This is a genomic window from Novosphingobium lindaniclasticum LE124 (assembly GCF_000445125.1).
GTDB classification, from domain to species: Bacteria; Pseudomonadota; Alphaproteobacteria; order Sphingomonadales; family Sphingomonadaceae; genus Novosphingobium; species Novosphingobium lindaniclasticum.
The window spans coordinates 116,313-141,106 of record NZ_ATHL01000153.1 but is presented as its reverse complement, the minus strand read 5'-3'; the positions used below and the strand labels follow the sequence as shown (position 1 = coordinate 141,106).

The following is a 24,794-nucleotide window of genomic DNA, read 5'->3' as shown; positions in this document are numbered from 1 at the left end:
CTTGACCCACAGCTGAGTGTCTCCTGCCTGCCGCTCGAGAACCAGGGGCACCATCGGGGCCGTGTCGTTCAGCACGACCTCGCGGATGACGCTGCTTGTGCGCTCTCGCGCACCCAGGATGTATTCCATGCCCAGCTCTTCAAGGGCGGCGATCGTATCGGCGCTGATCATGCCGCGATCGGCCACAACGCACGAGCGGGTGATGCCGAAGCGGGTGCGCAGGCGCGTGACGATGGGCATGAGTACCTTCACGTCGGCCGTGTTGCCCGGGACCATCTCGGTACAGATCGGACGCCCCTGGGCATCGATCACGACGGCCAGGATCAGCTGAGCAAGCTCGGGCCGGTGGTCCTTGGAATGACCGCGCCGTCCCAGCGTGTCGCCGCCGGCGCCGTAGAACGAGAGCGACGTCGTATCCATGAATACAAGACTGAGGTCGGTGAACAGGTCCCGGCGGCGATCGAACAGCTTCTCCTCGATCACGTCTTTCACACAGCGAGGTGCCAATCCCCCCTCTGCCTTCTCCTCGATCTCCTCGCCGAGCCAGGCCATGGCGCGATAGAAGTGATGGAGGGCAAGATCCTCGCTGCCGTCGATGGCGTAGCTCTCCATCCAGTCCAGGCAGGCTCGGTCCGAGCCGGAGACGAACAGGCGGTGCAGTGTGGCGACGAATACGGCGCGCTCAACGGCAAAGCCGAACTGGCGGCCTTCCAGCACCTCTTCCAGTACCGCATCGACACCAAGCCGCTGCCACAGGCGCCCGAACAGCAACGGGCCGCCAATCCTGCGAGCTGCGATCCGGCCTGCATCGATATCGGACAGAATGACGCTGCGTTCGGCGTGGCGGGCAATCGAGGCAGCCAGCCTGTCGAGTTCACCACTCGCGGCCAGCACATCCTTGCGGCCCAGAGCCTTGATCGTGCGCTGACGGACGGTTTTGCCCTCGCGCACACTCTCGACCAGGTAAAGATAGCGGTGCCCGCGAGCGACTCGTTCGACGACATACATGGCAAGGTTGTTACTACCTGCACGTGTGGAGAGAAACCAAACCGCCAGTTACACGCAAAATGTTGTTATCACACCCCATTTTGCCGCTAAATCCACTGCCAGCAAAATCAGCTACTTAACGCCTGACGTTCCCCGCATGTTCTGCCAGCACTGTTCAACTTGGGCCAGGCTGGCGGCGCTCGCTTCCGTGCGGCGGGCGAGGTCTTCGGAGGCCTGGGCGATCTCGAACGAACTGCCCCTGATCGCCGTGGTGCTTTCGCCGGTCGCCCCGATCAGGCCGCGCAAACCGGAAAGCGCGGAATTGTAGTTTATACGAAGCGTCTCATAAGATCCCGGGAAGGCCTGCGAAATCTCGGCAGTCAGGTCGCCTGCCGAGAGCTGGGCAAGGCTGTCGGCCAGGCGTTCGACCACCTGGCGCTGTTCGCGATCGGCCGCGTCCTTGGCGATCGCCGCATCGCGAAAGACCAGCAGCGCACGCGCGATGCCGCCGATTTCGTCGGGCCTTTCGGTGTCCGCGATCGCCACGTCATTGTCGCCGCGCGCCAGGCGCATCATCGTCGCGCTGGAGGCTTCCAGCGGCGCGAAAAGCTGCCTCGCGCCGCGCATGCAGAGCGCTGCCGCGATCGCCGCCACGACCACCGCGAGCAGCAGCACATGCCAGCCCAGATCGTCCACATTGCGGAAGAAATCCTCCGCCGAGACGCCGACGAAGAGGATGCCGATCACCTTGCCGCTGGAATCCTTGATCGGATCGTAGGCCGCGAAGTAGCGCGTACCCAGGATGTCGGTCTCGCCGCGATAGGGCTCTCCGCGCCCGAGCACTGCGTCCTTGACCGGCCCCGCCGCTAGGCTGGTGCCCAGCGCTCGCCCGCCGTCAGGGTTCATGACATTGGTGGCCACGCGCCGGTCGCCCAGGAAGATCGTGGCGGTGCCGCCGACAAGCTCCTTTATCCGGTCCACCGCCGCATTGTCGCCATTGAGCGGCGTCTGGCCCGCATAGAGCACGCCGCCGCGCAGGGCGTAGTCCCGTCCGCTCGACTGCAGCACGGACCAGGCCACACGCATATTGGTATCGAGGCGCTCCTCGCCCTGCGCGCGGGCATCCTGCCCGAGGAGGATGCGGGTGCCGACGAACAGCACGGCGGAGAGCAGCACGAGCGCCGCCACCGTCATCAGGGTGACTTTGGTGGAGAGTTGCTGACGCTTCAGGAAAGAACGAAATGCAGCCATGGGCAGGGTTCTCTTGTTGGGGGGAGACGAGAGAAAGGCACCTCGCGGCCCGCCCCGACAACTGATCTTGCCGGGCCGGATGCGAGTGCAATCGATACAAGCACCCGTTATAGGACGCTCGCCCTGCCGACCGGGCGAGCGGGGCGATTTTCATCCTTTGCAACAGGCCTGACGCAATTCCGGATCACCCCGCGCGGGAACCATGGTCGGGAAAAAGCGCTAATCTTTCCGGAGATTCAACGATGGCTGCCAGGCTCAAGGTTTTTTGCACGCCGATCGGCTTTCACGACGCCTATGTCGCCGCGCCCAGCCAGAAGGCGGCGTTGGCCGCCTGGGGTGCGGATGCGGACCTTTTCGCGCGGGGCCTGGCCGCGAAGGTGATGGACCCCGAACTTACCGCCGCCGCCCTGGCCGATCCCGGCAGGGTCATCCGGGTGCCACGGGGCACCGCATCCCAGCATCTGGCAGAAGCCGCCAAGACGCCCCTCAAGCGAACGCGGCGCCGGGCCGCCGAAGCGGATGAGCAGAAACCATCCACGGCCCCCGCCCCGCGCGCGCGCTCGGCCCGAAGCCGACCTGCGCCGCCCCGACCCGTGATACCTCGGCCCAGCCGGGAGGATCTCGACGCAGCGGAAGCCGAGCGCGATCGACTGGACGAGGCTTTCGCAAAGGAAATCAACGCCCTCGAAGCCGAGCGTGCGCGCATCGCCGAGAAGATCGCCGCAAAGCGCCGCGACCACGACAAACGCCGTGCCAGACAGGACAAGCGCCTTGAAAAGGCGCGCCAAACGTTCGAGGCGGCCATGGACGGCTGGCGCCGATCCGAGTGAGCCGACAGCGCGGGCGCAGACCTGACGGCATCGGCCGCAAGGATGAATTCTGTTCACTTCGGCGCTAAACAGAGTGGTCACCGCCGATAGTAAATCCTGCGGGAATGCCAAGCGGCGACCGGTTTTTGCACCTGCCGATTTATAGGCCGCCAAATATCGCTCCGCTGAATCGAACCGCTTCGGCTGTAGTTCGTATGATCAATGCCGGAACTCCGGTCATTATGCGCCAATTACAGTGGCATGACCCTGTGGTGCTTTCGGTCGATCGCCGAAAAGCCGCAGGAGGGATGCGATGCATTCGCTCTGGCCTCGGTACGATCATGGCGATCGCGCCAGCCACCACCGTCGATCAGCCCTTTCACCAGCGGCTGGGCAGGAAGGAGAGGTGCCAACGTGTTGAAGACTGTCATCGCCGCAAGCGGTCTGTCGCTGGGGGTTCTGGCCGCCGTGCCTGCCCATGCCGACATCAACGGCACCATCAATGCCACGATCACTTTGACAGCCGGGTGCATCATCAACGGCCAGAACTACGATGACGGCGCGGCAAACGTCGCTTTCGGCACGCTCGCCTTCGGGTCACAGAACACCCTGTTCACCCAGGTCGACGCGCAAGTGCTGAGCGGCGCCACCGGCTTCACCGTCCAGTGCAGCAACGGCGTCACACCCACGCTCTCGTTCAACGCCGGTCAGAACGACGGCGCGGGCGCCGGCGTCGGCCTTCACGCCATGGTCAACCAGACGACGCCGGGCCAGTTCGTGACCTACAATCTCTACAGCGATGCCGGCCGCACCGCTGTCATCCCGATCGGCGGCGACATCGTTCTGCCCAGCGACGGTTCGGTTCAGACCGTCAACGTCTATGGACGCGCCTTCGGAGAGGCAGGCCTGACGCCCGGCTCTTACGCGGACATCGTCACCGTCGTGCTCGAACTCTAAGGGAAGACGTGCCTCTCTGCCATGTTCGCTGACCGCCCAGCCGGCGCGGGAAGGTGGTCTCCGCTCGCCTTTTCCGCTCGCCCTGTCGCCGGAATCGCCGCCGGAGCCCTGCTGCTGCCCTGTCCTGCGGAGGCCGCGACCTCGATCCTGTTCGACGTTACCGCGCGGGTGAGCCCTGGCTGCCTGGTGGACGGACTGGGCGCCAGCGGCAATGCGGGCAGAATCGGCACGCTGGACTTCGGCACCGTCTCCACTTTCTCCACCCAGCGGCGGACGGCCACGACCACGACCGGCCAGGCGATCCGGCTGCGCTGCACGCCCGGCGTGAACCTGGTGATGACCATCGACGGCGGTGCGCACGCCGTATCCGGCCAGCGCAACCTGCAACGCAACGGCACCACCATGGCGCGCATACCCTATGCCCTGTGCCGCGATGCCGCGTGCACCCTGCCGATCGTGGCCGGCACCGGATACGCGCCCGGCGTCACTTCCGCGAACAGCGAGGACGTGCGCCTGCCGATCTACGCGGCGCTTACGCCTTCGGGAACGATGCCGCCGGGCACGTATACCGATACGCTGACGGTCACGCTGACATGGTGACGATCGCACCTTTCACCCTTCCCAGCCGTCGCCCGCCAAGGAGCCGCCGATGAAGAACCGCCCTCCGCTCTATGGCATTTCCCGTTTGCTCAGCATCGCGGCGCCCACCCTGCTGAGCGCCACCCTGCTGAGCGCCGACATACCCCCGGCCTCCGCACAGTCTCCGGGGTCGCTGCTGATCTGGCCGGTGAGCCCGGTGATCGAAGGCGATCAGCCGGCTGCCGCGCTCTGGCTGGAGAATCCTGGCAAGACGCCGATCACGCTGCAAGTCCGCGTCTATGCCTGGGCCCAGCAGAACGGCGAGAACGTCTACGCTGCGCAGCAGGACATCCTGGGCACCCCGCCGATCCTCAGCATCGCGCCGGGGGAGCGCCAGCTCATACGGCTTACGCGTTTGGTGCCCCCGCCAGGCGTACCGGAGAAGCCCTACCGCGTGATCGTCGATCAGATCCCGACGGCGGACACGCCCGCTGCGACCGGAGCGGCGGTGACTTTCCGCATGCGCTATTCGCTGCCGCTGTTTTCCTATGCCGAAAAGAGCGCTGAGATGAACAAGAACGCTCCAGCCCTGGCTTGGCGCCAGGTGTCCGAAAGTGGTGGGCGTTTCATCGAGATCCGCAATGCCAGCGGCAGTCACGCGCGTCTCAGCAACGTGGCCTTCTCGAGCAGCGGCAAACGATCGCAAGTTGCCGAAGGCCTGTTCGGCTACGTCCTTCCTGGCGCGACCATGCGCTGGCCGCTGCCCGATGGCGTGGACGCGCGGGGCGAGCTGATGGCGACACTCAACGGAAAGGCGATGGCCCGCATCGAGCGCCTGCCGCAATGACCCTCGCGCAAGGATCGGGCGAACGATGAACAGACCGGAATGAACCGGAATGTCCGCAGCCGCTCCGTCGCGGTTCCCGAGAGCATGGATTTCGTCATCCGGCGGTCTGCCTGCCGTGCCCGCATTTGCAGCGGTTCTGCTCGCGCCGACCCCTCTCGTGGCGGCGCCCGCGCCCAGGATCGCCTATGCGGATCTCGGCCTTGATGCCTTCACCGATCTCCCGCCGCCGCCCGACCGCGCCGACTTCGCGGCGGAACAGCGACTGGAACTGGAACTGTTCGTCAACGGCATGGGGAGCGGCGTGGTGGCGCCCGTGATCAAGCAGGGATCGCGGTTCCAGGTCCGCGCCGAGGACCTGCGCCGTGCCGGAATGGTCCTGACGGCCGGTGATGAGCGGCTGTTTCTCGACAGCCTCGACGGCGTCGTCGCAGACTATGATGCGGCGCGGCAGCAGCTTCACCTCACCGTCCTGCCGAAGTATCTGCCGGCGCAGAAGATCGGCAACGGTGCCCGCGTCTTTCGCCCGGCCTTGCGGGACATGGGCGCTTTGCTCAACTACGACGCCTATGCCACTGGCGGGGGCGGCATTCCCTTCCAGGCCTCCCTCTGGCACGAGGCGCGCTTCTTCGGCCCTGCGGGCGTCTTCTCCACCACGGGCGCTCTGCGATCGGGGGGCGGCGGAAGCCTCGGTTCGGCCGGGGGGTACATGCGCTTCGACACCTATTGGCGCTGGTCCGACGAACGCAGCATGATCACGATCGAGGCCGGAGACGTCATAACCAGGTCCCTGTCGTGGGCACCGGCGGTCAGGCTGGGCGGTGCGCAGATTTCCCGCGACTTTTCGGTGAGACCGGACGTCATCACTTATCCCCTGCCGGAGTTCGCGGGCAGTGCCGCCCTTCCCTCGACCGTGGATCTCGTCGTCAACGGCCAGCGGATCGCCGGAAGCCGCGTCAATCCCGGCCCTTTCGCGCTCGACACCCTGCCGCCGATTACCGGGAGCGGGCAGGCGAACCTGATCGTGACCGACGTGCACGGCCGCAGCGTGGTCACCGCCGTTCCGTTCTATGTCAGCAGCACGCTCCTGCGCCGAGGATTCACTGACTATTCCTTCGCGGGCGGCGTCCTGCGCCGGAACTACGGGCTGCGCAGTTTCGACTATGGCACACCGGCCGCCAGCGCCTATCTGCGCCGGGGCGTGACCGCTGGCCTGACCCTGGAGTTGCGCGCGGAAACGACGCGGGAGATGCATCTCGCAGGCGCGGGCGGGGTGGCCCGGATCGGCAACCTTGGCATCGTCAACGCCTCCTACAGCCGCAGTTTCGGGCAGGGCACCGGCGGCGAGCTGGCCCTTGGCTACGAATACCAGGCGCGGACGTTCTCGTTCGGCCTGCGCCATACACGCCGGGACAGCGGCTATGTCGACCTCGGCCGGCTGGAGTGGGACGACGACGGCTGGGAACGGCAGACCGCCGCGACGGCCAGCGTGGCACTGGGCGGCAGCGGCACCCTGGGCCTCGGCTATTTCGACCTGCGCCGGGAGAATACCCGGCGCGCGCGCTATGCCAATGCCTCTTGGACTCTGCCGCTGTGGGGCGAGAGCCGTCTCTATGCCACCCTTTCGCGCGAGCTTTCCGGCGGCGCGGGGGGGAGCGGCGGAAGGCGCGGAAGCAATTGGTCCGGCGCGCTGACGCTAACCGTTCCGCTTGGCAGCGGCATGGTCAGCGGCGGCGTGACCCGCGACGATCGCGGACGAAACGGCCTGCGCGCGGACTATGCACGGCCCATACCCACGGACGGCGGGTTCGGCTGGAACGCCAGCGTCTATCGCGATTCCGGCCAGACGCCCTATCTGCGCGGCGACCTGGCCTGGCGCACCCAGCCGATCCAACTGCGGGCCGGGGGCTATGGCCAAAGAGACATGACCGGCTGGTTCGGCGCCAGCGGAGCACTGGTCTTCATGGACGGCGGCCTCTTTGCGGCCAACCGCGTGACCGATGCCTTCGCGCTCGTCAGCACCAATGGCGAGGCGGGCATACCCGTCCGCTACGAGAACCAGGTAATCGGCGAGACCGACCGCAACGGACAACTCCTCGTTCCCGCCGCCAGCGCCTGGTATCCCGCCCATTACGACATCGATACCCTCTCCCTGCCGCCCAGCGTCCAGGCGGACAGGGTCAGCCAACGCGTGGCGGTGGCGGCGGGCAGCGGCTACGTCGTGCGATTCCCGATCGAGCGGGTCAGGTCCGCCCGCGCCGTGATCGTCGATGCCGGGGGAGAGCCGCTGCCGGCGGGCACCGTGGTCATGCTGAACTCTGTGGCGAAGACCTATGTCGGCTGGGACGGCATGCTCTATCTGGAAAACGTCTCGTCCCGGAACGAACTGGTGGTCACGCTGCCCGAAGGCGTCCCTTGCCGTATCGCGTTCGAGGCCGGAGCACCGAGCGACGCCATTCTCGACCTGGGACGCCTCACATGCCGCCCCTGACGCGCCGTCTCGCGATCGCCCTCGCGCTCGCCGCCGCCGCGCTTCTGGGGCCTGGGCGGGCGGCGGCCTGCACGGTTTCGGCCGCCAGCACCAACCTGGGCAGCGCCAGCTCCTACACGGTGGCGAGCACGTCGCAGGCGGGCAGCGGTTCGGCCGGTCTGCAATGTGACGTGACCCTGGCCCTGCTCGCCGCGCACTATATCGCCCTGCGCGTCGACGCCTCCACCTTCCAGCTGACCGGGCCCGGCGGCCAGACCATACCGTTCGTCGCCTCGCTGACGCAGAACGGACCGCAGCTGCCGCTGAACACCTTGCAGAATCTGTCCTCCACCCCCTTGCTCACGCTGCTGGGTGGAGCCGGCAACACGGTTCCGATCTACTTCCGCACGACCGCCACCCCGGCGCTTCGGGCCGGAACCTACACCGGGTTCCTCGACTTGCGCTGGTACTATTCCGTCTGCTCGGTAGGCGTTGTAGCCTGCCTCAGCTACTCGAACAGCCCCGGACTGACGAGGCCGCTGGCCGGAACTCCAACCGTCCTGGGCACCGGCGCCCCGGTGCGGATCACCGTCTCGCTGGTGGTGCAGAACGACTGCATGATCACCGCGCCCGCTGCCACGTTCGGCTCGGCGCCGCTGGTCGGCAGCTTCAATCCGATCACGCGGACGATCCTGATCCGCTGCAGCGCCGGGGCCGCCTATTCCGTCGGCTTGGACGACGGCGCCAATGCCGACGGCAACGTCAGGCGGATGCGCGCTGGCACGGGAGCAGCCGCCAGCTATCTGCGATACGAGATCTACAAGACCGCCGGTTCAACCGAACGCTGGGGCGCCACCGGCACCGCGCGCCGCAGCAGTGCCTCCGCGGAGAGCAACCCCGGCATATACGATTCCGTCACGTCCCAGGGCTACACCTACCGCGCGGCGATCCTGCCGGGACAGGTCACGCCGCCCGCAGGCGACTATGCCGATACCGTCCGCGTCGACGTGGCCTTCTGACGGCCCGGCGGCAGCGAGCGCAGCCATCGCAGCAAGGGCGCCTCGACGATCAGATGGAAGCCGAAGCCGCAGGCCAGCGCTCCTGCCATGAGGAACAGGAAGCAGGTCGGCAATCGCGCGGCGGCGTCGATCCCGCTTCGCAGCCAGACCTGCCAGGCGATGCCGATGCCCAGCAGGTGGAAGAGGTAGAGGCTGTAGGATGCTTCTCCCACGAAGACCATCATCCTGGGGATCTGCCGCTCAGCCCGGCCTTCCCAGCTCGCCAGACCGGTTATGAGCAAGGCGCAAGGCACGCCATAGGCAAGACGGGCGAAGCTGGCGTATCCGTCGATCCAGCCGCTCGCCTCCAGCACGCCGACCGCTAGCAGCAGCAGACCGCCGCAAGCGGCTAGGCGGCCGCCCCTTCGGATCCGGCCGCTCCCGACGGCGAGCGCCGCCGCCATGCCGAACAGGAACTGCACGTTGAACAGGCTGGTGAAACGGGGAAGGTCGAAAGCTGGCGGCAAAGCCCCGCTCGCCTGCGCCGCGCCCCACAGGAGCCACAGCGCCAGACACGACAGGCCCAGTCCACGGTGGGTCAGGAGCAAGGCGAAGGCGCTATAGAACAGCATCTCGTGCTGAAGCGTCCAGGCGACGCCGAGCAGCGGATCCTGGGACACCGGCAGCAGGCTGGCCGACAGCGCGACGCGCGCGGCCGTCACATCGTCCGCATGGCCTACCAGCATCGTCGCGATCGTTGCTGCCAGCGCTATCCAGTAGATCGGCATGAGCCGCACGAAGCGCTGCCAGGCATAGCGCCCGAGCCTGTTCGGCCTGCCGATGTCGCCCCGATGGACGTGGAGGATGATGAAACCGGAAAGGACGAAGAACAGGTCGACCCCGGCATGCCCCGGCTGCGTGAAGCGGGTCAGCGCCGAAGCATCCACCGCTTTGCCGAGATGGCGCGCGGCATGATAGGCCACCACTGCCAGCGCGGCCAGTCCGCGCAACGCCTGTATGCTCAGCAGCCGGCGCGGGCGAGGCTTTTCGTGCAAGGGGGTCATGGTGCCATCTCGGCGGTTTGGACCAGGAGCGCGGAAGGTGGCGGGGACGGGGGCACTATCGCGATCCAGCCGTCGCCGAGACGCCGGAAGTCCATCGCCTCGATGTCGAACCCCTCACGGCGCAGATGCGCGGTCACGGTTTGACGATCGAATTTCCGCCGGCTGTCGTGTTCGCCCCAGAACACGGTAGGGCAATGCGCGGCCATCTCGCGAGAGCCTGCGGGCGCTATCGCGAAGCCGAACGACCGGGCCACGTAGCGATAGGCAAACGGCACCACTTGCGCATTGTCGCGCGGCATCATCGCCATGACTTCGGCATTCCAGAACGGGTCGGTATGGACCACGGTGCCGGGGCAATGCGCGACTTCCCGCGCGATGGCGCGGCCGGTGGTCTGCCATCCGACGCGCTCGACCGCCAGCGGCAAATTCAGGGCCAGCGCCCAGGCGGTTGCGAGCGCGCCCACCCCCAGGACAAGAACGCGCAAGCGCAAGTCCAGGCTTTCCAGCAGCCGCCCACCCGCCAGCGCCATGCCGAAGCAGACGGCGGCGATCAAGGCCATGAGGTACTTCTCGATCAGGATTGGTTGCAGCAGGTGCAAGCCCACGAGCCCGGTCGCGGCAACGACGACGCCCCCGGCCAGCAGAACCAATGCCCATGCTTCGCCGCTGAGCTTCTTCGAGATCGCGAGATCGCGCACCAGCAGCACCGCGCCGACAAGGGCAGCAGCCAGTACAACCGGATTGCTCTCGATGGTCCGCAGAACGGCCCATTCGACGGACCAGCGCGCGGAATCAAAACCGGGCGCGATCCAGAACACGGCCGTGTTGGATAACCAGATCGGAAGCTGGATGGCGGTAACGGCCGTGAAGACGGTCCCGCTCACCATCACGGGTACTCCGATCGCCCGGACCTCGCGCCAGTTCCGCCGGAACCCAGCCTCGAGCAGGAACGGCAGGGCCAGCGCGGCGCATGTCAGGGAGGTGATGATGTGGGTGTTGAAGGCCAGGATTGCAGCGATCCAGAAGGCCGCCGGGCGCCCCCGTCCCCCGCCCTCGCCCGCAACCCGGACGGCGCAAAGGCCCAGGGCGAACACCGCGCCCGCGCAGAGCGACAGGAAGTAGGAGCGCAGTTCGCTGCCGGTGATCAGCGTCCAGGGATTGGCCGCCAGCTCCAGCGCCAGCAGGGACGCGGCAGGCGCAAGGCGCGGCACATCTCGCACGATCGCCAGCGCTCCCACCAGCGCGGCCGCGCCCAGCGCCAGGTTGAGCAGCCGATGCTCCGCTATCGAGCCCAGCCACGCGGTGGCGCGCGCCAGGATGTAGTAGAGCGGCGGATGGTTGTCCGCCAGCCAGCTTTCGCGCAGCGCCGTTCCCCAAGGCACCCCGGGACGAGTGACGAACTGGCTATAGAACTCGTCGTACCACGGGCCGCGATGCAGGCAGGCCCAGACCAGCGCGCAGCCCAGCAGCGACATCGCGGCGAAAACCGGTATCCGAACTGACCAACGCGCCAAGGACTAGCTCCGCAAACCTGCGGTCCCCCCACCCGGCGCCGCATGCCTCCAGTAGTATATTCCGGCAAACGAAGCGTTAACTCTGACGCGCGCTCATACCGGGCAAATTGTTGAAGGACGGGCGCTTCCTACGCTACCATGCGGCATGCGCAGACTTGTCCTCCTGACCCTCGCCCTTGTGGCCGGCCTGCCCGACCCCTCGCGCGCCAACGATTCCTCGGCGCAACTCGCCGCCGGCGGACTGGTGCTGACGAGGAGCGACGCGATCGAGATGCGGACGGAGGATCTCGAGATATCCCGCTCGGCGGTGCAAGTGCGCTATACTTTCGTCAACACCAGCGGGAAGGACGTGGTCAGCCGCGTGGCCTTCCCGCTCCCCGCCGTGGGCGGGCGGGCGTTCTTCGAGATGGATATCGCCATCCCGCTCGACTCTCCCGACAACTTCCTCGGCTTCGAAACCCGTGTGGACGGCAAGCCGGTGAAGATGGAAGTCGCGCAGAAGGCCATGGTCGGCCAAGCCGAGCGCACGGCCTGGCTGCGCGCGCACGGGGTTCCGCTTGCGCCGCACCTCGGCCCCGCGCAGGAAGCACTCGAAAACCTGGCGCCGGCTGCACTTGCAGAAGCGAAACGGCTAGGCCTCGTGGATGCCGACGGCTATCCGAACTGGACGCTGGAGACGACCTATCACTGGCTCCAACGCTTCCCGGCCGGCGTGCCGGTCCTGGTGGAGCACCGCTACAAGCCTTCGGTCGGCGGCACGGTGAGCACTCTGCTCGGCAGCGATCCCGACGCCGATACCGTGCAAACCTACTGCGTGGATTCCGCCCTTCTGGCCGCCCTGCGCCGGGCCGAGGCGAAGCAGGTGATCTATTCGGAGGGCTGGCTGGACTACATCCTGGTTACCGCCGGCAACTGGAAGAAGCCGATCGGCAAGTTCCGCCTCGTCATCGACAAGGAACGGCCCGAGGATCTCGTCAGCTTCTGCGGCGAAGGCGTCCGCAAGATCGCGCCGACCCGCTTCGAAATGACCAGAACCAACTGGCGACCGGAGCGCGATCTTTCGATCCTGTTCCTTGAACGGCGCAGCGGGAAATAACCGCTTCGCGCTTGCGGAGAAATTCCATCGCGCCGGGAACTTGCAGCGGCTTGGGGTGTTCTGCAATCCGCCGCGATCTGCCGTGTCCGGTGTTAGCCAGATGATGAGCGGTATGGGGTTATAGGGTCGCGCGCCAGCGGGTGGCGCACAGGAGGTGGGGACGATGATTCAGGGCGCGTATCAGGCCGAAGGGTTCCTGTCCCACGGCGGAGATCTCGCGCGTCGTATCGCCACGCATGACTGGGACGCCACCCCACTCGGCCCCATCGCCAAGTGGGAGACCAGCCTGAAGCAGACCGTGGCCTTCATGTTGCCCTCCCCGGTGCCGCTGGTGCTCCTTTGGGGCGAGAGCGGCGTCATGATCTACAATGACGCTTATTCCCGCTTCGCTGGCGCCCGCGACAGCCGCCTGCTCGGATCGGATGTCCGCAGCGGCTGGGAGGAGGTGGCGGACTTCAACGACAATGTCATGAAGGTCGGCCTCGCCGGAGGAACGCTGAGCTACCGCGACTACATGCTGACGCTGCACCGCGACGGTCAGCCTGAACAGGTGTGGCTCAACCTCGACTATTCCCCCGTCCCTGGCGACGACGGGCGCCCGGCCGGGGTGATCGCCGTCGTGGTGGAAACTACCGAGGCTCATGCCGCGCGCCGGGCCCTGGAAGAAAGCGAGAACCGGCTGCGCTTCCTCGACGATCTCGGCCGAGCCGTTCGCGACAGCCGGGATGCCGACCAGATCCTGGCGATCACCACCCGCATGACCGCCCAGCACCTGGGCATGTCCAACTGCGCTTATGCCGACATGGACGAAGACGGCGACGGCTTCACCATTCGCGGCGACTGGAATGCGCCCGGGTCTCCCTCCATCGTCGGCCACTACAGCCTGGCACAGTTCGGCGTGCGTGCGGTCTGCGACCTCAATGCCGGGCGGCCGCTGATCATCGCCGACAACAGCCGCGAACTGGCGCCCAGCGAGGCTAAGACGTTCCAGGATATCGGTATCGCCGCCACGATCTGCATGCCGCTGGTGAAGCAGGGGCGCCTGATCGCACTCATGGCCATCCACGACAGCAAGCCGCATGACTGGAGCGAGTACGAGCTTGGCGTGATCCGCGAAGTCACTGAACGGTCTTGGGCTCATGTCCAGCGAGTCGGCGCGGAAGGTCAGCTTCGTGAGCGCGAGGCGTTCAACCGTCAGATCTTGGACAGCGCCATAGACTACGGCATCGTCGCCACCGACCGGGAAGGCCGCATCACCCTGTGGAACGCCGGCGCCGCCGCCATGCTGGGATGGAGCGAGGAAGAGATGATCGGCCAGCCGATGGCCACGTTCTTCACCGAGGATGACCGTGCCCTGGGCCGGCCCGCCGCCAAGCGGCGAGAGGCGCTGGAGACCGGACGCGCGCACGATGCCCGCTGGCACTTGCGCAAGTCTGGCGAACAGTTCTGGGGTCTCAGCGAAATGACGCCCCTGCGCGATCCGACGGGGGAGGCGATCGGCTTCGTCAAGCTCATGCGCGACCGCACGCCCGAGCACCGCGCGCAGGAGGCTCTGTACCAGAGCGAGGAACGCCTTCGCCGGGCGCAGCGCGCCGGCGGCGTCGGCTTGTTCTCGATCGACATCGCCGTCAACCGTATCACCGGCACGGAGGCGTTCTGGGGAATCTTCGGCATCGATCCGGCCAGCCAGCCGGGCGGAGCGCCGGCCACCGAGCTGATCGAGCAGCTCGTCGTTCCCGAAGACCAGTTCCTGATCTCGACCTGGGGCCGCCGCGAACAGGGCGATGCTCAGCTCGACGTGGAGTATCGCATTCACCGCGCCGATAACGGGGAAGAGCGGGTGATCGCCCGCAAGGCCGAATTCGAGTACGATGCGGAAGGCCGCCCCGCGCGCATGATCGGCGTCGTCCAGGACGTCACCGATCGCCGTCGCATCCAGCGCGCGCTCGAAAAGAGCGAGGCGCAGTTCAGTACGCTCGCCCAGAACATGCCCAACCAGGTCTGGACGGCGCGCGCCGACGGCCAGATCGACTGGTTCAACGACCGGGTCTACGCCTATACCGGCCGCACGCGCGAAAGCCTGGGCGCCGATGGCTGGACCTCGGTGCTTCACCCTGAGGACCGCCGGGCGACCCAGGAGAAGTGGGCACGCTCTGTGAGCAGCGGCCAAGTCTTCGAAACCGAATTCCGCCTGCTCGATGCCGAGGGCGGCTATCGCTGGCACTTGTCGCGCGCCATGCCGCTCGTCGACGCACTGGGCGAGATCACCGCCTGGATCGGCACCAATACCGAGATCGAGGCCCAGAAGCAGGCCGAAGCCGCTTATGCGCAGGACCGCGATCGGCTATGGTCGATCAGCCGGGATCTCATGCTGGTCTGCGACCACGCTGGCCTGATCACCGCCGTCAATCCTTCCGCCGAGCGGCTGCTCGGCTGGCACGAGGGCGAGATGCTGGGCCGCCGGATCGCGGCTTTCGTCCACCCCGAAGACCGCGCGGCGACCGCTTCGGCGCTGGCGCAACTGGCGGACGGATCGGGCATGCCCCAGGCAGAAGCGCCGGACTCGGCCATGCTCGCCTTCGAGAACCGGCACCGCACGCGCAGCGGAGACTACCGCCTCATCGCCTGGACTGCCGTGCCGGACGGCGGCCGCATCCACGCGGTAGGCCGCGACGTCACCGAGCAGCGCGCCATTGAGGACGCGCTGCGGCAGAGCCAGAAGATGGAAGCGGTCGGCCAGTTGACCGGAGGCATCGCGCACGATTTCAACAATCTGCTGCAAGGCATCACCGGCAGTCTGGACATGATGCACAACCGGCTGGCGCAGGGCCGGACCGGCGACCTGGAACGCTGGCTGCAAGGCGCCAAGGCGTCCGCCGATCGCGCCGCCTCGCTGACGCACCGTCTCCTTGCCTTCTCGCGCCGCCAGCCGCTGGATCCGCGCCCGGTTCGCGCCAATCCGCTGATCGCCTCGATGGAGGACATGCTGCGGCGCACGCTGGGAGAGCATATCGACCTGGAATTCGTGCTCTCTGGCGGGCTCTGGCAGACGCGCTGCGATCCCAACCAACTGGAAAGCGCGATCCTCAATCTCGTCATCAACGCCCGCGATGCCATGCCGGACGGAGGCAAGCTGACGATCGAGACCTGCAACGCCCATTTCGACAACCATTACGTCGCCCAGAAGCGAGACCTCAGGCCCGGCCATTACGTCTGCATCGCCATCAGCGATACCGGCGTCGGCATGAGCCGCGAAGTGGCCGATCGCGCTTTCGAGCCGTTCTTCACCACCAAGCCGATGGGCCAGGGAACGGGCCTGGGCCTCTCGATGATCTACGGCTTCGCGCGGCAATCGGAAGGCTATGCCCGGATCTATTCCGAGGAAGGCAACGGCACGAGCGTCAAGATCTTCCTGCCCCGTCATTACGGACGGGAGGAGACCGAGGAAGCGACCGGCCACCAGGGCCACTTGCCCGAAGCGGTGGAAGGCGAAGTCGTGCTGGTCGTGGAGGACGAGGCGGTCGTGCGCGGGCTCATCGTCGAGGTTCTGGACGATCTCGGCTACAAGGCGATCGAGGCTGCGGATGGACCGTCCGGCCTGGAAATCCTGCAATCCGACCAGCGCATAGACCTGCTGGTCACCGACATCGGCCTGCCCGGCCTGAACGGGCGCCAGGTCGCCGACGGCGGCCGAACCGCTCGCCCCGGCCTGAAAGTCCTGTTCATGACCGGCTATGCGGAAAACGCCGCGCTCGCGGCCGGATTCCTGGAACCGGGAATGGCCATGATTACCAAGCCCTTCGCCATGGATGCGCTGGCGAAGCGCATTCGCGAAAGCATCGAGGATTGAGGCCATGATCGAAGGAGTATCCGAAGTGCAGGGTTTGCGCGTCCTGGTCGCCGAGGACGAGATCCTGGTGGCGATGCTGCTGGAGGAAATGCTGGAGGACCTCGGCTGCCAGGTCGTGGGACCTCACGCCACTCTGGCCTCTGCACTGGAAGCGGCCCGCGGCGATCACTTCGACGTGGCGGTGATCGACATGAACCTGGCGGGCGAACGCGCCGATCCGATCCTGGCCGAACTTGGGGAGAGCGCCGTGCCTTTCGCCATCGCCAGCGGCGGCGGCAACTGGGAACTGCCCCACCCGCCGGCGTTCCTGCTCAACAAGCCTTATACTTTCGCCCAGCTGGAAAAGGCGCTGAAGGCCTTGAAGCAGGCCCTGGAACAGGCAGGGGCCTGATCGGCGCCACTGCGAACCGCCCCTCTCTGGACCTTTCCGGCGGATTGCCATAACCCTCCGCACTCACCCGCCTTTCCGGAGGCCAGACCGCCAGGAAAGAGGGACGCTTCCCGATGTCGACCGTGTCACCATCCTCTCCGGGCATCTCTCGGCCACTCTCCCCTCCCGATCGCCGCCAGCGCCTGAAAGCGATCGTCGCCGGCTCCACCGGCAACCTCGTGGAATGGTACGACTGGTACGCCTATTCGGCTTTCACCCTCTATTTCGCGCCACACTTCTTCCCGGACGAAGACCGCACCGCCCAGCTCCTGAGCGCGGCGGCGATCTTCGCCGTCGGCTTTCTGATGCGCCCCGTCGGCGCCTGGCTCATGGGCATCTACGCCGATCGCCAGGGCCGCAAGAGCGGGCTGACGCTCTCGGTGGCGCTTATGTGCGCCGGATCGCTGCTGATCGCGGTCACGCCCTCGTACCAGTCGATCGGCATCGGCGCGCCGCTGCTGCTGGTCCTGGCGAGGCTGATGCAGGGGCTGTCCATCGGCGGCGAGTACGGCGCCAGCGCCACCTATCTTTCGGAAATGGCCGGCCGGGAGCGGCGCGGGTTCTATTCGAGCTTCCAGTACGTCACCCTGATCGCCGGCCAGCTCGTGGCGATCTGCGTGCTGCTGCTGCTCCAGGCCGTCCTGACCGAAGCCCAGCTCGACGCCTGGGGCTGGCGCATTCCTTTCGTGATCGGCGGCGCCCTGGCGATACTGGTCTTCCGCCTGCGCCGAGGGATGGCCGAAACCCACAGCTTCGAAAAAGCCCGCGCGCAGGGCGCTCCGCAATCGGGCTTCCTCGAACTCATCCGCCGTCATCCGCGCGAGACCCTGACGGTCATGCTGCTGACGGCAGGGGGCACCATCGCCTTCTACGCCTATTCGATCTACATGCAGAAGTTCCTGGTCAACACCAGCGGTCTGAGCCGCGAAACGGCTTCGGAAATCAATGCGGTCACGCTGTTCCTCTTCATGCTGCTGCAGCCGCTCGCCGGAGCTCTGTCGGATCGGGTCGGCCGCAAACCGCTGATGGTCGGCTTCGGTGTGCTGGGCGTGCTCTGCACCTACCCGATCTTCTCCGCTCTGGCGACCACGCGGGACCCCTTGCTGGCCGGTGTGCTCGTCATGGCGGGGCTGGTGATCGTAACCGGCTACACCTCGATCAATGCGGTGGTGAAGGCGGAACTGTTCCCGGCCCATATCCGCGCGCTCGGCGTGGCGCTGCCTTATGCGCTGGCCAATACGCTGTTCGGCGGCACGGCGGAGTTCGTCGCCCTGTGGTTCAAGCAGGCGGGAATCGAGCAGGCCTTCTACATCTACGTTTCGGTGATGATCGCCATCTCGCTGGTGGTCTATGCCCGTATGCGCGACACCCGGCAGTACAGCATGATCCTGGAGGACTGACGCGGGTGATGGACCATCCGTGTCAGCGCTTCTCCAGCACGGCGGAAATCATGCCGACAAGGTCGCCGATCGGCGCCTGTTCTTCGCGCGCATAAAGCGATACCACCATCGGCGCGGCCTCGCCCAGCCCCTCCAGCCGCTGTAGCCCTGCCCCGCTGGTGACCGCCAATGGCAGGAGCGAGATGCCCATGCCTGCCGATACTGCCGCCAGCACGCTTTGCAGGCTGCTGCCGGAGAAGGCGACGTACCATCGACGACCGGCGGCTTCGAGTTCGCGGAACATGGTGTCGCGATAGAGCCCACCGGCCGGGAACGTCACGAGCGGCAGCGGGTCGCGCCTTTCCACCTCGCCATTTCCGTCCCTGCCGGCTCCCTCCTTGCCGCGGGCAGCGCCGAACCAACCCAGCGGTTCTGGGAAGCTGGCGCGGCAATCCGCAGCCGCCTGCTCTTCCTTGACCACGACGATATCGAACTCGCCCTGGCGGTAGCGTGACGCCAGGTCACGGCTGAGACCGGTCACGACGTCCAATCGCGTTCGGCTGCTCACCGAAGCGAAGCGCGCCAGGCCGTGTGCCATGGTGAGCGTCGCGAGATCCTCTGGAAGCCCGATCGAGATCGCCGCCGTGCCCGCCGGGTCGCGCAGCAGAGCCTGAGCCTCCGCGTCGAGTTGCAGGATACGGCGCGCGTGCCCGAGCAGGCGTTCTCCCATCACCGTCGCACGCACCGGGCGCGCGGCGCGATCTATCAGGGCATGCCCGGCGATCTCTTCCAGCCGCCCCAGGTGCTGGCTGATCGTCGACTGCGTCATGCCGAGCCGGTCGGCGGCGCGGGTGAAATGGCCGAAATCGGCTATGGCGACAAAGCTGCGAAGAAGCCGTGGATCAAGCATGGGTCATTCCCATATCGAATGACGACTATGTTGACATCTAATTTGTGCATGGTCGGCCCCTTGTCGTAAACTGCTGCGGAAGGAGCCTGCCGATGAAGTTTCTTGCCCTGTTGATCGCCGCTCTCATGGTCACGACCAGTCCCGCACTCGCCGCCAGCCAGGCAGACGTGATGATCCGCCACGTCACCGTGATCGATGTCGAGCATGCCCGCACGGTCGCGGAGCAGGCCGTGGTCCTGCGAGGCGGCGATGTCGTGGCCGTCGGCAAGGATCGTGAGATCGCCCGCGAATGGCAGGCGCGCGACGTCGTCGAAGGCAAGGGGCGCTTCCTGATCCCCGGCCTGTGGGACATGCATGTCCATTTCGGCGGCGGGCCCGACCTGATCGAGGAGAACAAGGCGCTCCTGCCGCTCTACGTCGCGCACGGCGTGACCACCATTCGCGACTGCTCCGGCGACCTTCCCGATCAGGTGCTGTCCTGGCGCGGCGAGATCGCGAGCGGATCGCTGTTCGGGCCCCGGCTGCTGACCTCCGGCGCCAAGATCGAAGGCATCAAGCCGGTGTGGAAGGGCACGATCGAAGTCGGCAGCAAGGCCGATGTCGACAGCGCTCTCACCCGTCTTCAGGACCGCGACAAGGTCGATTTCGTGAAGATCACCGACAGCACGCTGGAGCCGCAGTTGTTCCTCTACGCCCTGTCGCAGGCGAAGGCGCGCGGCCTCAGGACTTCCGGGCATATTCCCATGGCACTGACGGTCGGCCAGGCGGTGGACGCCGGGATCAGTTCCATCGAGCATCTCGACTACGCCTACAAGGCGGGCGTAAAGGACGAGGCGGCCATCGCCGCCGATTTCGCGGCCGGCCGGATCGATCGCGCCGAGGCGAACCGCCGTCTGAACACCGGCTTCGACACGGCCACCGCCATGGCCTCCTATCGCGACTTCGCCCGAAAGGGCGTCTTCGTGACCCCGACGCTCAACGGCAGCCGAATCATTGCCTGGCTGGATGCCGACGACCACGCCGACGATCCCTATCTCGCCTATATCGGCCCCAAATTGCGCAAGACCTACGAATGGCGGGTCGAGCGCGCCGCCCAAGCCGACGCTGCCGCGATCGCCGCTCGCCACGCGCATTTCGAGCGCATGGCGGCCGTGCTGCCGCTGCTGGAGAAAGCCGGAGTTACCGTGATCGCCGGCACCGATGCGGGATTCCTCAACTCGTTCAACTATCCCGGCATCGGCCTGCATGACGAACTGAGCCTCTTCGTCGGCAAAGGTCTCACGCCGGCTCAGGCGCTGTCCGCCGCCACGCGCGCTGGCCCGGCCTGGTTCGGGCAACTCGACCGCTACGGCGCGGTCGAGCCCGGCAAAGCCGCCGATCTCGTCCTGCTGGACGGCAACCCCCTCAAGGACATCGCCGCGACCCGCGCGATCCGGGCCGTGGTGATGAACGGCAAGCTTTACGACCGCGCCGCACTCGACGGAATGCTGGCGGAAACGAGAAGCAAAGTCGCAGCCTGGAATGCCGCCGGCACGGCTCGAGCCGCCCAATGATCGAGCGGCTCTTCACCAACGCCCTGCTGCCGGACGGCACGGCGACGGATCTTGCGGTGACGGACGGCAGGTTCGTGGCGATCGAACCGGATATTGTGGCCGATGAGGCGGTGCCGCGTATCGACCTTGGCGGACGGCTGGTTCTACCGGCCTTCGTCGATGGCCACATTCACCTCGACAAGAGCTTCCTCGGCGAACCCTGGCAGCCGCATCGTCCCGCTGCCAGCCTGCGCGGACGTCTGGCGGTCGAGAAGGCCCTGCTTGCGGGCGTGCGCCCCGCCGCCGAGCGGGCCGACGCCCTGATCGCGCAGGCGGCCCGCCTCGGTACCGTGGCGATGCGCAGTCATGTCGACGTCGATGCCACTACCGGACTTTCGCATCTTCACGCCGTCATGAGCGCACGCGAAAAATGGCGCGGCATCGTGGACATCGAACTGGTGGCCTTTCCGCAGGCGGGCATCCTGACCTGCCCGGGCACCGCCGACATACTCGACGCGGCCATTCGCGAGGGCGCCGAAGTGGTCGGCGGTATCGATCCGGAAAGCATGGACGGCGATTCCGAAGATCATCTGGACGTCGTGTTCGGCATAGCCGAGCGGCGAGGCGCGAAGATCGATATCCACTTGCACGAGGCCGGTCTTCCCGGCATCGCTCAATTGCACCGCATCGCTGCGCGTACCCGGGCGCTGGGTCTGGGCGGCCGGGTCGCGGTAAGCCATGCCTATGCGCTGGGCGATGTGGACGAACCGGCGCTGGATGCGGTTGCCCGCGCGCTCGCCGATGCGGGCGTGGCGATCATGACCAATGCCCCCGGAGATCGCGCCTTCCCGCCGATCCTGCGCCTGCGCGAACACGGCGTTCGCCTCTTCGCCGGGAACGACAATATCCGCGATGCCTGGTGGCCTTACGGCAACGGCGACATGCTCCAGCGGGCCATGCTGATCGGCTATCGCTCCGGCTTCTACAGCGACGAGGATCTCGGTGTCGCGCTGACCATGGCGACCACGGAAGCCGCAAAGGCTCTCGGGCTGGAAGGACGGGGTCTCGAACAGGGCGCTCAAGCCAGCTTCGTCGCGCTTCCCGCCTCCTGCGGAGCCGCCGCCGTGGCAGCACCGCCGGCAGAGCGGCTCGTCTTCCGCCACGGAATAGGCTTGAAACTGCCGGACTGATCCGCACCCGTTTATGGTAGCGTTACCATGCGGGATGTCATAGGCTGCGGCAAAGGGAGAGAACCAATGCCGAAAGCCATCCGCGCCGCCTGTGCGCTTGCCGTCCCTCTGCTTGCCGCCGGCAGCGTCACCATCTCTGCAGGCGCGAACGCTCCATCGGCGTTGGCTGCATCGCCGGAGGGGCCTGCGCGTTTCGATAACTTCGTCTATCAGGGCCGCAGCCAGGAAGAGGTCCAGTCCGGCCCCGGCGAGTATCGCAACCCGATCCTGCCCGGCTACTACCCCGACCCTTCCATAACCCGCGTCGGCGAGACCTATTACCTCGTCAACTCCTCCTTCGCGCATTATCCGGGCCTGCCCATCTTCGCCTCGACGGACCTCGTGACCTGGCGCCAGATCGGCAATGCCATCGGCCGGCCCGACCAGTTCGATTTCGCCGGGCTGAGAAGCTCGCGCGGCATGTTCGCCCCGGATATCTCCTGGCATCGCGGCAGGTTCTATCTCGTCGGCACTTGCGTCGACTGCGGCGGCAACTTCGTCATGACTGCAAGCGATGTGGCAGGCCCTTGGTCCGATCCGACATGGCTGCCTTTCGAGGGCATCGATCCGTCGATCTACTGGGAAGGCGAGCGCGCCTTCATCGTCAACAACCGCGCGCCCACGGGCACTCCGCTCTACGAGGGACACCGGGCGATCTGGGTCCAGGAGTTCGACTGGCGGGCCGGCAAGATGGTGGGAGAAGCGACGCAGATCGTGAACGGCGGCGTCGATCTGGCGCGCAAGCCGGTCTGGATCGAAGGCCCTCATCTGCTGAAGCGAGAGGGCTTCTACTATCTCATCGCGGCAGAAGGCGGGACCGGAGACCGGCACAGCGAAGTGGTGTTCCGCGCCAGGTCCTTGCGGGGACCGTTCACGCCGTGGGCCGGCAATCCCATCCTGAGCCAGCGCGGCCTCGATCCCGCGAGGCCAAATCCGGTCACTTCCGCCGGCCATGCCAAGCTCGTCAAGACGCAGACCGGCCAGTGGTGGGCGACCTTCCTCGCCACGCGGCCTTACGAGGGCGACTATTACAACATCGGCCGGGAGACCTTCCTGCTGCCGGTTACGTGGCAGGATAGATGGCCGCGCATTCTTCCTGCAAACCAGCCCATTCCGCTCACCGTGCCTCGTCCCGACCTCCCCGCGACCGCGACCGCCGCGAAGCCCCTCGCCGGCGATCATGCCTATCGCGAGAGCTTCGACGGCACCGGGCTCGGCATGGAGTGGATCGGCCTGCGGACACCGCATCGGCCGGTCTACCGGCTGGAGCGCGGCGAACTGCTCCTGCAAGGCACGACCGCGCTGGGCGACCTCTCCTCGGCCCCGGCCTTCGTGGGGCGGCGCCAGCAGCATCACGACGCGCGCATCTCGGTGGATGTCCGCTTCCTTCCCGTGGCCGATGGCGACCGCGCCGGGCTGGCAGCGGTGCAGTCGGACAAGGCCTATCTGTTCTTCGGCGTGCTGCGCCGCGACGGCCGGGCGTGGATCGCTGCTCTGGTTCGCGATGGAGAGGCTTCAGAGCGCCTGATCGCCAGCCAGCCCATATCCGGAGGCAGTAGCACGTTCACGCTGGCGCTCCATGCCCAAGGCGGGCGGATCCGCCTCGGCTATACGGCAGAGGGCAAGGAACATGTGCTTGCGGAGAATGTCGATGCCCGTTTCCTCAGCACCAAGGCGGCGGGCGGCTTCGTCGGCACCGTGATCGGGCCTTATGCGTGGCGCAGCGAGGCGCGCTAGCCCTCGGCGGCATTGCCGATTATAGAGGCCGGCACATGGCCGACCCACGGGACACCCGATGCTCAACCTGACGACCCTGCAACTCTTCATCCGGGTCGCCGAACTGGGAAGCCTCTCCCGCGCCGCAGACGAGGCGAACCTGGCGATCGGCGCGATCAGCCGGCGCCTCACCCAGATGGAGCAGGATCTCGGCGTCCAGTTGCTGGTCCGCAACGGACGCGGCGTCACGCCCACGGCGGCCGGAGACGCGCTGCTCGCCCATGCCGTTCGCATCATGCGCGAAGTGGGGTTCGCCGCCTCGGACCTGTCCGACTACGCCAAGGGGCTCAAGGGCAGCGTCGACATCCTGGCCTGCACTTCGGCCATAACCCAGTTCCTGCCTGCCGACCTTGCCGCGTTCGGCCATGCCAACGACAAGATCCGCCTCAACATCCAGGAAATCTACTCGGCCGAGATCGTCGGCCGCCTGCGCGCCGGTGAGGCGCATGTCGGCGTGATCATGGAAGAACCGGGCGCGCTCGGCCTCGACACCTGGAAATATCGCTGCGACCGGCTGGCCGTGGTGGCCCCGCCGCACTTGCTGTTCGGCACCCATTCCGTCCGTTTCCAGGACCTCGCCGAGCAGGAATTCGTGCAAATGGGCTATGATACCGCCAATACCCGCCTGCTCGCACGCGCCGCCGAGGAGCAGGGCTGGACCTTTCGCCTGCGTGCCGCCGTGGACAGTTACGACGCCGTCTGCCGGATGATCCAGGCCGGCTTCGGCATCGGCGTCCTGCCGAAGGAGGCGGCCAAGAACTTCATCGTGCCGATGGGCCTGAAACTGGTCGAACTCGATGAGACATGGGCCGAGCGCCAGATGTTGCTGGCGGCCAACGGCACCAACCTGAGCGGTCCGGCCCGTCTGCTGATCGACTTCCTGGTCGAGCGTTCCGCCGGTCGCTAGCGCGGGCGCTTGCGACGAACCCAGCCGCTCTACCCCGTCTAGATTACCTCGCCCTGTTCACCCCCGTGTTTCGAAGCCAGCTTGCCCCTTAATCTGGCGCTCCGTCTCACCCCCCGCTCGTCATTGCAAGCATAGCGAAGGGGAGAGTAGGGACGAAAAGCGGGTCAGGCGATACGCATCACGCTGCCCCCGTCCCTAGAAACAAATGCGGA

Annotated in this window: 19 protein-coding genes; 14 read left to right on the top strand and 5 right to left on the bottom strand. The window is 66.6% G+C overall.

Translation table 11 applies throughout. The annotated features are described in order from the left end of the window. Positions 1-1,008: IS1634 family transposase (locus L284_RS46190; RefSeq protein ID WP_021236014.1), on the bottom strand; the 1,008-nt coding region annotated here is incomplete at its 3' end. A 111-nt stretch (positions 1,009-1,119) separates the two neighbouring features. Beyond that, the gene (locus L284_RS46185; RefSeq protein WP_021236246.1) at positions 1,120-2,238 is read right to left on the bottom strand and encodes a methyl-accepting chemotaxis protein; all 1,119 of its coding nucleotides are present in this window, start codon (positions 2,236-2,238) and stop codon (positions 1,120-1,122) included. Between the two features lie 242 nt (positions 2,239-2,480). On the opposite strand from L284_RS46185, the gene L284_RS46180 reads away from it, so the two are divergent. The 6 genes from L284_RS46180 (at position 2,481) to L284_RS46155 (ending at position 8,916) form a co-directional block, all read left to right on the top strand. Then, positions 2,481-3,068 carry a flagellar biosynthesis protein FlhF gene (locus L284_RS46180; RefSeq protein WP_021236245.1) on the top strand — a complete coding sequence of 196 codons (588 nt, stop codon included), beginning with the start codon at positions 2,481-2,483 and terminating at the stop codon, positions 3,066-3,068. A gap of 393 nt (positions 3,069-3,461) precedes the next feature. Next, entirely contained in the window at positions 3,462-4,004 is a 543-nt protein-coding gene (locus L284_RS46175) for a Csu type fimbrial protein (protein ID WP_021236244.1), read from the top strand. 21 nt (positions 4,005-4,025) lie between these two features. Further along, positions 4,026-4,604 (top strand): Csu type fimbrial protein, encoded by a 579-nt coding sequence (locus tag L284_RS46170; protein WP_021236243.1) that lies wholly within the window; start codon positions 4,026-4,028, stop codon positions 4,602-4,604. A 49-nt stretch (positions 4,605-4,653) separates the two neighbouring features. Continuing rightward, positions 4,654-5,430: a fimbrial biogenesis chaperone gene (locus tag L284_RS46165; RefSeq protein WP_021236242.1), complete on the top strand. Its 777-nt coding sequence runs from the start codon at positions 4,654-4,656 to the stop codon at positions 5,428-5,430. A 115-nt stretch (positions 5,431-5,545) separates the two neighbouring features. Continuing rightward, positions 5,546-7,918, top strand: coding sequence for a fimbria/pilus outer membrane usher protein (locus tag L284_RS46160; RefSeq protein ID WP_021236241.1), 2,373 nt, complete (start codon positions 5,546-5,548; stop codon positions 7,916-7,918). Then, entirely contained in the window at positions 7,906-8,916 is a 1,011-nt protein-coding gene (locus L284_RS46155; RefSeq protein ID WP_021236240.1) for a Csu type fimbrial protein, read from the top strand. Before L284_RS46160 ends, L284_RS46155 begins: the two co-directional genes overlap by 13 nt. On the opposite strand, the gene L284_RS46150 is transcribed toward L284_RS46155, so the two are convergent. Both L284_RS46150 and L284_RS46145 read right to left on the bottom strand, forming a co-directional pair. Continuing rightward, positions 8,880-9,959 carry an acyltransferase family protein gene (locus L284_RS46150; RefSeq protein ID WP_021236239.1) on the bottom strand — a complete coding sequence of 360 codons (1,080 nt, stop codon included), beginning with the start codon at positions 9,957-9,959 and terminating at the stop codon, positions 8,880-8,882. The two genes, L284_RS46155 and L284_RS46150, sit on opposite strands and share 37 nt — an antisense overlap. After that, the gene (locus L284_RS46145; protein ID WP_152524789.1) at positions 9,956-11,473 is read right to left on the bottom strand and encodes a hypothetical protein; all 1,518 of its coding nucleotides are present in this window, start codon (positions 11,471-11,473) and stop codon (positions 9,956-9,958) included. The genes L284_RS46150 and L284_RS46145 overlap by 4 nt, the downstream gene beginning before the upstream one ends. Positions 11,474-11,618: 145 nt before the next feature. On the opposite strand from L284_RS46145, the gene L284_RS46140 reads away from it, so the two are divergent. From L284_RS46140 to L284_RS46125, 4 genes are all read left to right on the top strand, one after another. Beyond that, positions 11,619-12,569: a DUF4424 domain-containing protein gene (locus L284_RS46140; RefSeq protein ID WP_021236237.1), complete on the top strand. Its 951-nt coding sequence runs from the start codon at positions 11,619-11,621 to the stop codon at positions 12,567-12,569. A 163-nt stretch (positions 12,570-12,732) separates the two neighbouring features. Then, positions 12,733-16,419, top strand: coding sequence for a PAS domain S-box protein (locus L284_RS46135; protein WP_021236236.1), 3,687 nt, complete (start codon positions 12,733-12,735; stop codon positions 16,417-16,419). 4 nt (positions 16,420-16,423) lie between these two features. After that, on the top strand, positions 16,424-16,810 hold the full coding sequence (locus L284_RS46130) for a response regulator (protein ID WP_021236235.1): 387 nt from the start codon (positions 16,424-16,426) through the stop codon (positions 16,808-16,810). A gap of 113 nt (positions 16,811-16,923) precedes the next feature. Continuing rightward, a complete protein-coding gene (locus tag L284_RS46125) occupies positions 16,924-18,249 on the top strand; it encodes an MFS transporter (RefSeq protein ID WP_021236234.1) in 1,326 nt (441 codons plus the stop codon). A 22-nt stretch (positions 18,250-18,271) separates the two neighbouring features. Here the strand turns inward: L284_RS46125 and L284_RS46120 are convergent, their stop codons facing one another. Further along, positions 18,272-19,138, bottom strand: a complete 867-nt coding sequence (locus L284_RS46120; RefSeq protein WP_021236233.1) for a LysR substrate-binding domain-containing protein — start codon at positions 19,136-19,138, stop codon at positions 18,272-18,274. 92 nt (positions 19,139-19,230) lie between these two features. On the opposite strand from L284_RS46120, the gene L284_RS46115 reads away from it, so the two are divergent. The 4 genes from L284_RS46115 to L284_RS46100 all read left to right on the top strand — a co-directional run bounded on the left by L284_RS46115 (position 19,231) and on the right by L284_RS46100 (position 24,582). Next, on the top strand, positions 19,231-20,691 hold the full coding sequence (locus L284_RS46115) for an amidohydrolase family protein (protein WP_021236232.1): 1,461 nt from the start codon (positions 19,231-19,233) through the stop codon (positions 20,689-20,691). Further along, positions 20,688-21,860: an amidohydrolase family protein gene (locus L284_RS46110; RefSeq protein ID WP_021236231.1), complete on the top strand. Its 1,173-nt coding sequence runs from the start codon at positions 20,688-20,690 to the stop codon at positions 21,858-21,860. Before L284_RS46115 ends, L284_RS46110 begins: the two co-directional genes overlap by 4 nt. Positions 21,861-21,926: 66 nt before the next feature. Continuing rightward, a complete protein-coding gene (locus L284_RS46105) occupies positions 21,927-23,636 on the top strand; it encodes a glycoside hydrolase family 43 protein (RefSeq protein ID WP_021236230.1) in 1,710 nt (569 codons plus the stop codon). Positions 23,637-23,694: 58 nt separating this feature from the next. Beyond that, positions 23,695-24,582, top strand: a complete 888-nt coding sequence (locus L284_RS46100; protein ID WP_021236229.1) for a LysR family transcriptional regulator — start codon at positions 23,695-23,697, stop codon at positions 24,580-24,582. The last annotated feature ends 212 nt before the right edge of the window (positions 24,583-24,794 follow it).

Bases quoted from the DNA above. Each gene is read 5' to 3' on its own strand.
- L284_RS46185 (WP_021236246.1), bottom strand. From the start codon at position 2,238: ATGGCTGCATTTCGTTCTTTCCTGAAGCGTCAGCAACTCTCCACCAAA.
- L284_RS46180 (WP_021236245.1), top strand. From the start codon at position 2,481: ATGGCTGCCAGGCTCAAGGTTTTTTGCACGCCGATCGGCTTTCACGAC.
- L284_RS46170 (WP_021236243.1), top strand. From the start codon at position 4,026: ATGTTCGCTGACCGCCCAGCCGGCGCGGGAAGGTGGTCTCCGCTCGCC.
- L284_RS46165 (WP_021236242.1), top strand. From the start codon at position 4,654: ATGAAGAACCGCCCTCCGCTCTATGGCATTTCCCGTTTGCTCAGCATC.
- L284_RS46155 (WP_021236240.1), top strand. From the start codon at position 7,906: ATGCCGCCCCTGACGCGCCGTCTCGCGATCGCCCTCGCGCTCGCCGCC.
- L284_RS46150 (WP_021236239.1), bottom strand. From the start codon at position 9,959: ATGACCCCCTTGCACGAAAAGCCTCGCCCGCGCCGGCTGCTGAGCATA.
- L284_RS46140 (WP_021236237.1), top strand. From the start codon at position 11,619: ATGCGCAGACTTGTCCTCCTGACCCTCGCCCTTGTGGCCGGCCTGCCC.
- L284_RS46135 (WP_021236236.1), top strand. From the start codon at position 12,733: ATGATTCAGGGCGCGTATCAGGCCGAAGGGTTCCTGTCCCACGGCGGA.
- L284_RS46130 (WP_021236235.1), top strand. From the start codon at position 16,424: ATGATCGAAGGAGTATCCGAAGTGCAGGGTTTGCGCGTCCTGGTCGCC.
- L284_RS46125 (WP_021236234.1), top strand. From the start codon at position 16,924: ATGTCGACCGTGTCACCATCCTCTCCGGGCATCTCTCGGCCACTCTCC.
- L284_RS46120 (WP_021236233.1), bottom strand. From the start codon at position 19,138: ATGCTTGATCCACGGCTTCTTCGCAGCTTTGTCGCCATAGCCGATTTC.
- L284_RS46115 (WP_021236232.1), top strand. From the start codon at position 19,231: ATGAAGTTTCTTGCCCTGTTGATCGCCGCTCTCATGGTCACGACCAGT.
- L284_RS46110 (WP_021236231.1), top strand. From the start codon at position 20,688: ATGATCGAGCGGCTCTTCACCAACGCCCTGCTGCCGGACGGCACGGCG.
- L284_RS46105 (WP_021236230.1), top strand. From the start codon at position 21,927: ATGCCGAAAGCCATCCGCGCCGCCTGTGCGCTTGCCGTCCCTCTGCTT.
- L284_RS46100 (WP_021236229.1), top strand. From the start codon at position 23,695: ATGCTCAACCTGACGACCCTGCAACTCTTCATCCGGGTCGCCGAACTG.